Source organism: Schleiferilactobacillus shenzhenensis LY-73 (genome assembly GCF_000469325.1).
Lineage (GTDB): Bacteria > Bacillota > Bacilli > Lactobacillales > Lactobacillaceae > Schleiferilactobacillus > Schleiferilactobacillus shenzhenensis.
On the sequence record NZ_KI271591.1, the window covers coordinates 61,863 to 73,126 of the forward strand.

Annotated in this window: 15 protein-coding genes; 14 read left to right on the top strand and 1 reads right to left on the bottom strand. The window is 55.4% G+C overall.

The features are described 5' to 3' along the window. Positions 1–196: 196 nt before the first annotated feature. Positions 197–646, bottom strand: coding sequence for a helix-turn-helix transcriptional regulator (locus L248_RS08810; protein ID WP_040535825.1), 450 nt, complete (start codon positions 644–646; stop codon positions 197–199). A gap of 242 nt (positions 647–888) precedes the next feature. Here L248_RS08810 and L248_RS08815 point away from each other — a divergent pair, with 242 nt between their 5' ends. The 14 genes from L248_RS08815 to L248_RS08880 all read left to right on the top strand — a co-directional run bounded on the left by L248_RS08815 (position 889) and on the right by L248_RS08880 (position 10,897). Then, positions 889–1,317 (top strand): hypothetical protein, encoded by a 429-nt coding sequence (locus L248_RS08815; RefSeq protein WP_040535827.1) that lies wholly within the window; start codon positions 889–891, stop codon positions 1,315–1,317. Between the two features lie 138 nt (positions 1,318–1,455). Further along, complete coding sequence (locus L248_RS08820; RefSeq protein WP_040535829.1) at positions 1,456–2,943, top strand: BglG family transcription antiterminator; 1,488 nt, start codon at positions 1,456–1,458, stop codon at positions 2,941–2,943. After that, positions 2,933–3,376 carry a PTS sugar transporter subunit IIA gene (locus L248_RS15230; protein WP_022529839.1) on the top strand — a complete coding sequence of 148 codons (444 nt, stop codon included), beginning with the start codon at positions 2,933–2,935 and terminating at the stop codon, positions 3,374–3,376. Before L248_RS08820 ends, L248_RS15230 begins: the two co-directional genes overlap by 11 nt. Next, positions 3,363–3,836, top strand: coding sequence for a PTS sugar transporter subunit IIA (locus tag L248_RS08830; RefSeq protein WP_022529840.1), 474 nt, complete (start codon positions 3,363–3,365; stop codon positions 3,834–3,836). The genes L248_RS15230 and L248_RS08830 overlap by 14 nt, the downstream gene beginning before the upstream one ends. Further along, complete coding sequence (locus L248_RS08835) at positions 3,836–4,138, top strand: PTS sugar transporter subunit IIB (protein WP_022529841.1); 303 nt, start codon at positions 3,836–3,838, stop codon at positions 4,136–4,138. Before L248_RS08830 ends, L248_RS08835 begins: the two co-directional genes overlap by 1 nt. A 30-nt stretch (positions 4,139–4,168) precedes the next feature. Beyond that, a complete protein-coding gene (locus L248_RS08840) occupies positions 4,169–5,566 on the top strand; it encodes a PTS galactitol transporter subunit IIC (protein ID WP_022529842.1) in 1,398 nt (465 codons plus the stop codon). Between the two features lie 44 nt (positions 5,567–5,610). After that, positions 5,611–5,910, top strand: coding sequence for a PTS sugar transporter subunit IIB (locus L248_RS08845; RefSeq protein ID WP_040535832.1), 300 nt, complete (start codon positions 5,611–5,613; stop codon positions 5,908–5,910). A 192-nt stretch (positions 5,911–6,102) separates the two neighbouring features. After that, positions 6,103–6,645, top strand: coding sequence for an alkaline shock response membrane anchor protein AmaP (gene amaP / locus L248_RS08850; RefSeq protein ID WP_022529844.1), 543 nt, complete (start codon positions 6,103–6,105; stop codon positions 6,643–6,645). Between the two features lie 38 nt (positions 6,646–6,683). Further along, a complete protein-coding gene (locus L248_RS08855) occupies positions 6,684–6,869 on the top strand; it encodes a hypothetical protein (RefSeq protein WP_022529845.1) in 186 nt (61 codons plus the stop codon). Positions 6,870–6,892: 23 nt separating this feature from the next. Next, positions 6,893–7,330, top strand: a complete 438-nt coding sequence (locus L248_RS08860; protein ID WP_040535871.1) for an Asp23/Gls24 family envelope stress response protein — start codon at positions 6,893–6,895, stop codon at positions 7,328–7,330. Between the two features lie 50 nt (positions 7,331–7,380). After that, positions 7,381–7,803 carry an Asp23/Gls24 family envelope stress response protein gene (locus L248_RS08865; protein ID WP_245585292.1) on the top strand — a complete coding sequence of 141 codons (423 nt, stop codon included), beginning with the start codon at positions 7,381–7,383 and terminating at the stop codon, positions 7,801–7,803. A 769-nt stretch (positions 7,804–8,572) separates the two neighbouring features. After that, on the top strand, positions 8,573–9,520 hold the full coding sequence (locus L248_RS08870; protein ID WP_022529848.1) for an ABC transporter ATP-binding protein: 948 nt from the start codon (positions 8,573–8,575) through the stop codon (positions 9,518–9,520). Next, positions 9,513–10,343 (top strand): ABC transporter permease, encoded by an 831-nt coding sequence (locus tag L248_RS08875; RefSeq protein ID WP_022529849.1) that lies wholly within the window; start codon positions 9,513–9,515, stop codon positions 10,341–10,343. The genes L248_RS08870 and L248_RS08875 overlap by 8 nt, the downstream gene beginning before the upstream one ends. Positions 10,344–10,600: 257 nt before the next feature. Then, the gene (locus tag L248_RS08880) at positions 10,601–10,897 is read left to right on the top strand and encodes a thiamine-binding protein (RefSeq protein WP_022529850.1); all 297 of its coding nucleotides are present in this window, start codon (positions 10,601–10,603) and stop codon (positions 10,895–10,897) included. The last annotated feature ends 367 nt before the right edge of the window (positions 10,898–11,264 follow it).

Genomic DNA, 11,264 nt, shown 5'->3' on the forward strand with positions numbered 1-11,264 from the left:
GCACGGCGCCCGGGTAAGCTTTGTCACGTCCCCACAGTATTCCAGCCCCCGCCCGCGGAGCCCGGAGTCACCCGGGCCAGCGCCAGATACTAACCTGCCTCCCAATCTTCGCAGCACACCCAGGCCAGCGACCGACATCACGTGCACACAAAAACGAGCGCCCAGCAGGCGCTCGTTGCAGTTGTCAACGATGTGATTATTTTCCACGATTGCGCGTATATTGCCGGTACCGCTGGGAAACCATGTCCCGCATGACCAAGAACGTGTCCAGCTCCGACAACCCCATTTCTTTCTGGATATCATCGTAGAGGGCAAAGACCTGGTTCCGCAGGATCTGGAACTTCGGATCTTCGTGGTAATCCGCGAGGACAGGGTAACGCTTGTTCATCGCGTTGGTCCAATCGACGTCAGGCGCAGGGTCCAGGGCCGCTCGTGTTGAATGGTGACCAGTCGCCTCGTTGGCGAGGCTATCGTAAGTCACGCCATAGAGTTCAGCGAGGAGCTTGCCCTTGATCATCTCCGGTAAAGCCTGGTTGTTTTCCCATTTTGAAATCGTCTGTCGAGTGACCCCGACTTTCTCCGCGACTGTCTCCTGGGAATAACCTGCCTGTTTACGGAGTGCAAACAACTTTTCCCCTAATGACATGACGTCACCCCCTTTTGCATTGAGGACCTTATGTTTCATTATCTTACAAGTGGGAAAAAGAGGCTACCAACTTAACCAATCATTTTGTCAACTTCAGTATACATCGCTGTATTGCTCTGTATACCAGTTGCTAAAAAATCCCACATATGCTATCTCTACTGTAGCATACTAAGTGTATTATTTGGGCAGCTGACCAGGGGTTGAAAACGGCTTTATATTGCCCAAGGGGAAGGATGAACGGAATGATCGTGGAATTACGTCCGGTGGCGACCACGGAGTATCAGACGGTCTTGAGAAGTGTGGGGCACTTCTTGGCCGCCCGGCAGTTAGCGCCAACGGCAGAGGCTTTTGTTCAACAGGTCCAGCCATGGCCGCAGAATACGGCCAGCATCATGCAGCAAGGTATTAGAGTCGTGACTTACGCGCCGCCGGCCAGCGCCGATCCGCGGATCGTCACGGCGCCGCTGATCAACGAATTGAGTTTCCAACGGGCCGACCGCGTCCCGCTCTGGCTGGTCGTTGTTCTGGTGGGGCAAGATAGTACCCGGCAGCCTGAATTTATTCAGCTGGTCCAGCGGCTGACTAATCCCCAGGCTGCCCAAGAGCTGCACCAGTTACCGCCCAGCCTGCTGACCGCAGCCATGCGGCGGATGATGGTCCGTGACGCGTAGTTTGGTGTAGCGAATAGGCCGATGCCCTTGCACCGGCCTATTTCTTATGGTTTCATTAAGAGAAATGTCCATAGCTCCAGACACAATTTCGGACCAGTTGTGGACAGAAAACACTAACATACTAGATGGGTGATGCAAATGAGAGAACGCACAAAAGAACTGCTGACGTTACTGGCACGCGCCGGGGGGTACGTCACGGCGGAAGAATTGGCGACCCAGCTGGGGGTGTCCAGTAAGACCGTCTACCGCTGGATCGAGCGCATCAACGACGCCCACACGGAGCCGCTGATCGTCACGAGCCGCGGTAAAGGGGTCAAGCTGCTCAGCGAAAATGCGGCGGCGCCGGTGAAACCCGCTGAGCCGAACGGGCACAGCGAGTTTTCTCCCCTTCAACGGCAGAATAAAGTCCTTCTGTCCTTGCTCTTCAAGGCCCCGTATTACGTTCAAAGAGAAACACTGTTCGCGCCATATTATGTGAGCGATTCCGTGATTCAGAGCGATCTGACCGTTATCGGCAATCTGTTGGCAGCGGATACGCTGCGGCTCATTCGGGACCACACCCAGGTCGCTGTGTCCGGGAAGGAAGAGAATATTCGGCGGGCGATCAACCACACGCTGGAGCGGCTCAACCTCTTCTCCGTGACAAGTATCTCCGAGTTCAGCGCCGGCGCGGCGGGGATGGATAAGTTCGACCAGGCCTTCATCGTGGGCGAGATCAACCGCGTGGAGCGGACGATCGATGGCGACATTCCGTATCCGTACAACATTAATCTTTTCTCCCATATGTATACCCTGATCATGCGGGCTCGCAACGGCCACTGGGACGCGGAAGATTATCAGATGACCCCAGTGGACGTGCAGACGGCGCGGGACAACGCGGTCTTGTACGAGCTGGCCAAGGTGATCATTGGCGACTTCGACCGCTATCTGGTCACGCAGCTGCCCCTGACGGAAGAATTGAATATCTTCCAGTACCTGCTGTCCATTCAGTTGGGCGGGGACGCGTCGCAGCTGCTGCCAATGGCCCCGGAAGTGTCGGCGTTCACCAAGTACGTGACCGCAGCCGTGGCCCGGCAGATCGATTTGGAGCTGGATGCCGCGTCCCTCACCGATTTGGAACGACATATTCAGCCGATGCTCAACCGGCTGCGCAACGACATTACGGTGAAGAACGTGTGGCTGGCAGAAATCCGACGGCAATACGGTGACTTGTTCAACGTGATTGCGGCCGCCCTGAACGCCGCCGCGGAGCACTTCCACCTGCACGCCATCAGTGCGGATGAAGCCGGGTTTGTCACCCTTTACTTTGCCCGCTGCCTGGAAGAGCAGGACCGGCCCCAGCGGGTCGTGATCATGTGTACCAGCGGGCAGGGGACATCGGAGCTGCTGCGGGTCAAAGTGAACAAGTACTTCCCGGATCTCGTTGTGCCGGCGGTGATTTCCACCACCCAGTACACGGCTGCGAATATGGCGACGTGGCGGCCGGACGTGGTCCTGTCCACCGTCCGCGTCCAGCCCATCGACCACGTCCCGGTGCTTCTGGTCAGCGCGCTGTTCGGTGATTTAGACCGGGCCAATTTACATCACTTGTTGGCTGAGCATGTGGAGGCCAGCGATGAAAATTGATGTGTATCCGACCACAACGATTGGCTTTCGGCCAACCCTGACGGCCGTCGGCACCTGGCTGGCCAAACAAAAAGTCGCTCCGAACAGTCAGCAGTTTATGGAGACCGTCTTGACCCGGGAACAAGCCGGCAGTACCAGCATCGGCGGGGGCCTAATGGTGCCGCATTACATGCAGCCGGGGTTATCCCCGGCCCGGCTGGTGGCCGTGCCGATTCATGCAGCGGAAAGCTGGCCGGGATTGGATGGCCAGCCCATCCGGCTGCTGCTGATCACCTGCTTTGATCCTGACCAGCCGCAACCGGCGTTTCAGGCATTGCTGCGGGGGTTAGCCAGCCCTACGGCAGCAGCCAAGCTGGTGCGCCAGCCCGATGCCGGCCTCGCGCAGGCTTTGGCAAATTTGATGACAATGGAGGAAAACAATGGGACTAATTAATGAACACTTGGTCTTTCCGGATCAGCAGTTTGCGGACAACGAGGCGGCCCTGCGCTTTCTCGCCGGCAAATTGAATGCCGCCGGTAAAGTCCACGATGACTTCTTCGATGCCGTCTGGGCCCGAGAGCAAAAATTTCCCACAGGCCTGCCGGCAGGCAAGATTAATGTGGCGATTCCCCACGCGGACGCGAAGTACGTTAAAGAATCGGCGATTGCCGTGGCCACCTTGGCCCAACCGATTCCATTCCACAATATGGCGGTGACGGACCAAGAGATTCCGGTCAGCTTGATCATGATGCTTGCCATCCACGAACCCCACGGCCAAGTCCAGGTCCTGCAAAACGTCATGGCCCTGTTCCAAGACGAGCAGCACCTGGCCCAGCTGTTGCAAGAACACGATGCCCACGCCTTATTTACTGATTTGGATAAGACGCTCGGGGCCATCTCCCTGGACCGCTGATGGCGGCCATCAAGCGCGTCCTCATCGTGTGCGGCGCCGGCGTGGTCACGAGTACCATCGCCATCCAGCGCTTGCAGGAAGAAATCGACCGGCGCGGTCTCAGCCGCCAGATTGCACTGAGTCAGGGTAATTTTCAAGATGCCCTGGCTGATGGAGCTACATACGATTTGGTTTGTTCCACGACCCAGATGCCGGCCAGTATGCCGCCAATGATGACGGCCTTGCCGCTCGTCTCCACCGTGGGTTTGGACCAGTTCTACACAGACTTTTTCAGTACGTTAGGATTTGTTTCGCCATCATAAAATAGATTATTTGAGAGGGGTACATTACTCATGAAGTATATCGTCGATGCCATTATGTACATCGTCAACCTCGGCCCCACCGTCATGATCCCGATCGTTATGCTGATCTTCGGGCTCTGCATGCGGGTGCCGTTTTCTAAAGCATTGCGCGGCGGCTTGATGGTCGGTATCGGGTTCATCGGGTTGAACGCCACGGTGTCCATCCTGACCAGTGTCATGAACCCGGCCATTAAGAACATGATTGCCATTGCCCACATCAACTTGAAGGTCATCGATGTCGGCTGGCCGTCTGCCAGTGCCATCGCTTACGGGACAGCCGTTGGGGTCTCAATGATTCCCCTGGGCATCTTGATCAACATCATCATGCTGCTGACCCAGACCACCCAGACCATCGATGTTGATATTTGGGATTTCTGGCACTTTGCCTTCAGCGGCTCGCTGGTTTACCAGCTGACCCACGACATCGTGCTCAGCTTGTTCCTGGCTTCGGTCAACATGATCGTCATCATGGTCATTGCCGACCGGATGGCGCCGCTGTCAGAAAAGTACTTGAACCTGCCCGGGATTTCTATCCCGCACGGCTACGCTGGTTCCTTCGTGCCCAGTGCCATCGTGATTAATTGGATCCTCGAGCGGATCCCCGGCGTTAACAAGATCCACCTGAACGCCGAAGACTTCAACAAGCGCTTCGGCGATTGGGGCGAACCCACCTTGCTCGGCTTCGTCATTGGCTGCATTATCGGGGCCATTGCCTATGTCGCTGCGCCGGGCGTCTCGATTCCGGATAAAGTCGGCAAGATTCTGCTGATGGGTGTGACCCTGTCCGCCGTCATGGTCATCACGCCGAAGATGGCCGCTTTGCTGCTGCAAGGGGTCGTCCCCGTATCGAACGCCATTACTGGCTGGACCCAGAAGAAGTTCTCCGGCAAGCGCAAGCTCTACATCGGGATGGATACCGCCGTCGGTATCGGCAGCCCCGTCGTCCTGGCCTGCGCGACCTTGATGATTCCAGTCGCCTTGATCTTCGCCTTCATCCTGCCCGGCAACCAATTCCTGCCCACCATTGGGCTGGTCGGCTTCGTCTTCATGTTCCCGCTGATCGTGTCCGTGGTCCACGGCGATTTCTTCCGCTCCTTCATCATTGGGGCGATCAACGTGATCCTTGGTCTTTGGATCGGCACGAACCTGGCGCCGCTGATCACTAAGGCCGCCCGCGCCGCGAAGTTCCCGATTCCCAAGGGCTCTTCGCTGATTTCCAGCATTGACCACGGCTCCGATCCGTTCCCTTGGCTGCTGGTCCAAGTCGCTAACTACAAGTGGCTGGCCTACATCCTGGGCATTGCTCTGTGCGCTGTGTTAGTTCTTTGGAACCGGCACCACATCGTCGCTGACGCCAAGGCTGGCGCCGCTAAGGCGGATGCGCAATAATAGACATGTTGAACCGATTTGCCAATAAGAAAGGTGTTTAAACCATGAAAAAAATTCTCGTTGCCTGCGGTGCAGGCGTAGTGACCAGCACCATCGCCATCCAGAAGCTGCAAGAAGAACTCGACAAGCGCGGTGTGCCGAAGGACGAATACAAGATTGACCAAGCCTCGATCCCCGAAGTACCGTCAATGGCCGACAACTACGACTTGGTCATCACCACGACCCAGTACACCAACCCGAACGGCAAGCCTGTCACGAACGGCCTGCCCTTCCTGACGAACATTGGTCTGGATCAGACCATGGACGAGATCATCAAGCACCTGGACCTCAAGCCCACGAAATAACTGTTTCAACAATCAGCACCCGGTCGTCACATTTCTGTGATAACCGGGTGCTTTTTGGTGTCTCCGTAAGCGCCGCACTGCGGATCACCTGCTTAGACACGTGTTTGCCAGGTGTCTCACCGTTTCGCTAGACTGGTATTAGATAGAAAAGAAAGCCTTTTCTACGTTGACACAAGAAAGTGAGGTGACACGATGCGCTCAGGGACAAAAATCGTCCTGACGCTGCTTGGCCTGGTGGCTTTGGCGGCCCCGCTGCTGTTGCTGATTCTGGCAGCGCCGGCGGTACCGTGGCTGCTGCCGATCCGCCGCTGGCTCAGCGACCAGACATGGCTGGCGACCACCGCCGCCATTCTCAGTATGTGGACACTGCTGTACCTGCTCGGGGCGATGCTGCGGATTCTGTTCAAGAAAGCGACCACTGACCAGCTGACATTTGCCACCCGGGATGGGGAATTGCATATTTCCGAGACGGCGGTGGCCAATACGGTGGAGCGTTCTGTCGTGGCCAACCATCCCGTGACCCATGTGGAAGCCCATGTGGCGCTGCTGGATCGCGGTCAAAAGGCCCGGGTCAAAGTGGCGGCATTCACCCATCACGATCAAGGGTTGAAACAGCTCGGGGCGAGTATTGAAGAAACCGTGCGAACGCAGCTGCAGACGACGCTCGGGATTCCCGTGGAGAAAGTGTGGGTCACCGTGTCGCCGGGCAAACCGGCGAATGCCCGGGTGATCTAACACAGGCCGCGTTGTGCAATAGAAGGATGGTGTAACCAATGAGTCAAGCGATGAAGTACGCTTTGATCGGCGGTTTATTCACCGCTGCTGTCATTTTGGCCGGATTTTGGTCCGCTCTGCTGATTGCCCTCGTGGCCCTGATTTGCTGGGTCGTCGGGGCCTTCCAGAGCGGTGAGATCCTGCCGGTACTCAAACGGATCCAACAGATGCTGCAGACGAATTGAAGGAAGAAAGAGAGGTGTACGCGATGGACGCGACCCAACCTGCCGTGACGACCACTCCCATGCTCACCACACTGACCTTTGCGGATGACGTGATCACCAAGATTGCGGGTGTGGCGATTCGAGAAGTGGATGGCGTACTGGCCATGAGCAGCGGCTTTTTTGATGACATTGCCGACAAGTTCCGGAACAACGTCGACCTGAGCAAAGGGATCAGTGCCGAGGTGGGCGAGAAGCAAGTCGCCATCGATGTGGATCTGATCCTCGAATACGGTCGAGACGCCCAAGAGATATTCAAGAAGATCTGTGCCCGGGTCCGGGATCGGGTGGAAGGTATGACCGGTTTGAAAGTCGTGGAGCTGAATGTCCACGTGAGTGATGTCCTGACCCGGGATGCTTGGCGCAAGCAAGCATCAGACAATGAACTCGCTCGGCAAAAGAAATTAGCGGCCCAAGGGGCGTGAACTGCCCCCAAGGCAGCAAGGATGACCTCAAACAAGAAAGGAAGATTCGCATGACCACAATGACCATGGACAATAAGCTGGATAGCAAGAAGATCCCTCAGGTAAACAAGGAACTCTCTTTCAACGACAACGTGGTAGCCAAAGTGGCTGCCCATGCCGCCAGTGATATTGAAGGCGTGTTGGACCTGAAGGGCAGCATGATGGACAACATGACCAACATGTTCACCTCCTCCGACACCCGCGGCGTCAACGTTGACGTTTCAGACGATCAAGAAGTGGCCGTTTCCTTTGAAGCCATCCTGGAATACGGCAAGAGTGCGCCGGTCATTTTTGACCGCGTGGTGAACACCGTCTGCAAGACGATTCCTGAACTGACAGGTTTGAAGGTGACCGAAGTTAAAATGAACGTGAAGGATATGGTCACCCGCGAAGAATGGAACGAACAGAACAAGAAAGACGACGATAACAAGTAAGACAGCATGAACGTGATCATCCCCTCTGGCCCAGCCGGCGGGGATTTTTTGCATTCTAGAGGCCCCAGGGAATGAGATACCAGGTGGCGGCAGAGCGGCAGAAAAAGCGAAGCGGACGGATGGACAAAACTGTTTGCGGGCTGCAACTAGTTGGCTGATGACCGGGAATGCCGGTTTACGGGCGTTTTAGATGTATTTTTGACCGAATCAGCGCAAAAAAAGGCCAAGAAACGGCTTTGTACCAGGTGCCCGTCAGATTCGACAAAATATTTTTGCAAATTCTAGAATAACAGCCGTTATTCACACAAAATTCATAATCATCCGGTAGTATAGACAACGGTTGAGATGAAATCTTAACCACCCCAATAATTCAACTTTTTTCATTTCCTTCCCCCCAAGTGAACATGAAAAAACAGGTCGACGGTCCCCCAACCGTCGGCTACCCTTACTCCTTTTACCGCTGGTCCCCCAACCAGCGGTTTTTATGTTGGGTATATGTGAAAAAGGGCCGGGCCAAGTGCGCCCGGCCCTTTTTCACATATGCCCAACGGAAGCAGACGGTGCTGTAGCGGTTGTTTAAAAATTTGTTCTGCGGCGGCTTTCATCGCGGATCGTTGACGTCTGGGATGTGACTGTGGACTCTTCGCTGGGTCGGCGTGACATTATTGTAAGGTGCATTCGGCGGGGAATGGTTTAGCTGGTGGGGGAAGTCTGCTAGACTGGGGACATGAGTATTGGAGTTTTGACTCCATTGGAAGGCAGGGATTGAATGATGGCAGACACGACAGATTACGCCGCCGTGGTGGATCATTTGTCGAAGAAGATGCATTACGTCCAGATATTGAAGGACGTGAGCTTTTCTGTCGGCAAGGGCCGGATCCTCGGGTTATTGGGACCAAACGGGGCCGGCAAAACGACAACACTGCGGATCATGGTGCACTTGATGCGCCCCACCAGCGGTACGGTAACGATCATGGGCGAAGACGTGGAGAAGGACTTTACGAAGGCCATCATGCACGTTGGCGCGATGATTGAAGCACCTGAATTTTACAACTATTTGACCGGCTTCAAAAATCTGCGGATGCTGGCGGACATGAGCCGCACCGCAATCAGTGATGCGGACATCAACGCCGTCATCGAGCGGGTGGGACTGGCCAACCACGGCAATGCCAAGGTCAAAACGTATTCCCTCGGGATGCGCCAGCGGCTCGGGGTGGCCCAAGCCATCCTGCATAAACCAGAAGTCCTGCTGCTGGACGAACCGATCAATGGGCTGGACCCCGCCGGTGCCCACGATTTCCGTACGCTGATGAGCGACCTGCGGGACCAGGGGACGAGCATTGTCATTTCTAGTCATATCTTGAGTGACATTCAATCCCTGGCGGACGACCTGGTGGTGCTGCAGCACGGTCAAGTGACGTATCAAGGGACGATGGACGAACTGATTTCTCATGGGACCAACCATCTGGAAGTGACCACGACGAAGCCGGACGAAACGGTGGTTATCCTGCAGCAGATGAAGCTCCAGTACACCCGCAAGGAAGATACCTTCGATATTGCGGTACCGGAGGGCGATCCCCACGCATTCCAGAAGCAGCTGGCCGAGGCATTGTTCAACACTGGCATTCCGGTGACGACGATGCAGCTGCGGCAGGCGAGCCTGGAAGACAGCTTCTTGGCGCTGACCAAAGAGAAGGGGGCAAAAGCCAATGTTTAATCTTTTTCGCAACGAATGGCGCAAGCTCTGGGCCAAGAAGTCGTCGTGGATCTTGCTGCTGATTGCGGTCGTGTTTGCTGGCTTGACCGCCTGGGGTATGCACGGGTTAGGAACGGGCATCAACAGTACGGTCACCTCAGATTCCCTGAGCGGAGCGTCGACTGGCGCCAAGGCCTTCCTGACGATCTTCTCCAGCGGCAGCAGTTTGGTCTCGATTTTCGCCATCGTGATGACGGCCATTATTATCACGGAGGAATTTGCCAAGAATACGATCAAACTGCTCTTGACCCGACCGTATAACCGTCATCAGATCCTATGCTCCAAGTTCTTAGCCGCACTGGCCTATCTGGTTGTTTCACTGGTCGTCGTGTACCTCGTGGCGATTCTGTTCACCGGGGCCTTCTGGGGCTTTGGCGGTTTGAACAAGGTCGTCGATCACGGCATGAATACGTGGCTTTATGGTTTGGTCACGATTGCCATCTATGTGCTGGGCAACCTGTTCTATCTATCCGTGGTGTTTGTCCTCGCCGCCGGGATGCGTTCCCAAGGCTTGGCAATCACGTTCAGTATCCTGTTGGAGTTCGTGCTGAGCATTGTGACGCAGCTGCTGACCGTGTTGATGGTCAACAAGCAGTGGTGGTGGATCAAGTGGAATCCGTTCAACCTGATGTCCTACAATCCGCTGGTAGGCAACTTGAAGGGGATGCCCGCCGCTGCGTCGCTAAGCGGCTGGGGCTGGGCCATCGGCTTAATCATCTACATTGCCGTCTTCTATTTCATCGCCGACTACATCTTCAACCGCCGGGACGTCTCGCTCTCGTAGCTTGCGTCTCCCGGTCAGAGCGTGTATTCTGATTGTGCAGTAAGAAAATCGAATAGCAGGGGAGTCGTGCAAGCGGCTGAGAGGCGGGTGTGACCCGCGACCCTTTGAACCTGTCAGATCATGCTGGCGTAGGAAGAACAGAATTGTTTCTGGGAAAACTGCGGCGCACTTTGCCGCAGTTTTTTGTTGGGACCCGTTTTCTCGGTACCTGACCGCCTACGCGGGTCCTTTGCTGTTCACAAGGAGTGAACCAATCAATGAATGCCAGTGTTGCGATTCAAGTATTACCCATGTACCCCGATAAGAAGAAAGTCGTCGCTATCGTGGATGCCGTCTTAGCTTATATCAAAACGACCGGCGTCAATTACGACGTCGGCCCCTTCGAGACCAGCTTAGAAGGCGACTACGACAAGTTGATGGAGATCGTCAAAGAAGTGCCCAAGATTACCGCCCAAGCCGGCGGCGAATCCCAGATGGTCTACGTCAAGATCAACTATTTCCCCGAAAACCAAGGCCTGACCATCGCCGACAAAATCACCAAGTACCGCGACTAACCCGTAACTAACAACAAACAAAAACTGGGACAAAATTCACGGCGTTACACGGCATGTGGATTTTGTCCCAGTTTTGTTGTGGAAACGAGGATATCTTGAATCATTCATTCTAACTGTCGGCTGAATGAGTCATAACGGCGATGCAGGTATCGAACGGATTCACGATCACATGCGGTCTTACGCTGGTTCGCCGACGAGGCACACAGACCACTGGCGGCAATTGAAGGCATTTCGTGACAAGCACGATGCTATCTGTCTCCACAGAGGTAGGGTGACGGAGGGCGGAGCAGATTGGGGCTCAGCTGTGAAATTGGGGGCGTGACAGAACTCGTATTCCAACATGACTGAGTGCCAACGCGTAGCAAGC

What these genes read in the sequence shown, in the direction of transcription:
- L248_RS08810 (WP_040535825.1), bottom strand. Translation starts at nt 646, where the DNA reads ATGTCATTAGGGGAAAAGTTGTTTGCACTCCGTAAACAGGCAGGTTAT.
- L248_RS08815 (WP_040535827.1), top strand. Translation starts at nt 889, where the DNA reads ATGATCGTGGAATTACGTCCGGTGGCGACCACGGAGTATCAGACGGTC.
- L248_RS08820 (WP_040535829.1), top strand. Translation starts at nt 1,456, where the DNA reads ATGAGAGAACGCACAAAAGAACTGCTGACGTTACTGGCACGCGCCGGG.
- L248_RS15230 (WP_022529839.1), top strand. Translation starts at nt 2,933, where the DNA reads ATGAAAATTGATGTGTATCCGACCACAACGATTGGCTTTCGGCCAACC.
- L248_RS08830 (WP_022529840.1), top strand. Translation starts at nt 3,363, where the DNA reads ATGGGACTAATTAATGAACACTTGGTCTTTCCGGATCAGCAGTTTGCG.
- L248_RS08835 (WP_022529841.1), top strand. Translation starts at nt 3,836, where the DNA reads ATGGCGGCCATCAAGCGCGTCCTCATCGTGTGCGGCGCCGGCGTGGTC.
- L248_RS08840 (WP_022529842.1), top strand. Translation starts at nt 4,169, where the DNA reads ATGAAGTATATCGTCGATGCCATTATGTACATCGTCAACCTCGGCCCC.
- L248_RS08845 (WP_040535832.1), top strand. Translation starts at nt 5,611, where the DNA reads ATGAAAAAAATTCTCGTTGCCTGCGGTGCAGGCGTAGTGACCAGCACC.
- amaP (WP_022529844.1), top strand. Translation starts at nt 6,103, where the DNA reads ATGCGCTCAGGGACAAAAATCGTCCTGACGCTGCTTGGCCTGGTGGCT.
- L248_RS08855 (WP_022529845.1), top strand. Translation starts at nt 6,684, where the DNA reads ATGAGTCAAGCGATGAAGTACGCTTTGATCGGCGGTTTATTCACCGCT.
- L248_RS08860 (WP_040535871.1), top strand. Translation starts at nt 6,893, where the DNA reads ATGGACGCGACCCAACCTGCCGTGACGACCACTCCCATGCTCACCACA.
- L248_RS08865 (WP_245585292.1), top strand. Translation starts at nt 7,381, where the DNA reads ATGACCACAATGACCATGGACAATAAGCTGGATAGCAAGAAGATCCCT.
- L248_RS08870 (WP_022529848.1), top strand. Translation starts at nt 8,573, where the DNA reads ATGATGGCAGACACGACAGATTACGCCGCCGTGGTGGATCATTTGTCG.
- L248_RS08875 (WP_022529849.1), top strand. Translation starts at nt 9,513, where the DNA reads ATGTTTAATCTTTTTCGCAACGAATGGCGCAAGCTCTGGGCCAAGAAG.
- L248_RS08880 (WP_022529850.1), top strand. Translation starts at nt 10,601, where the DNA reads ATGAATGCCAGTGTTGCGATTCAAGTATTACCCATGTACCCCGATAAG.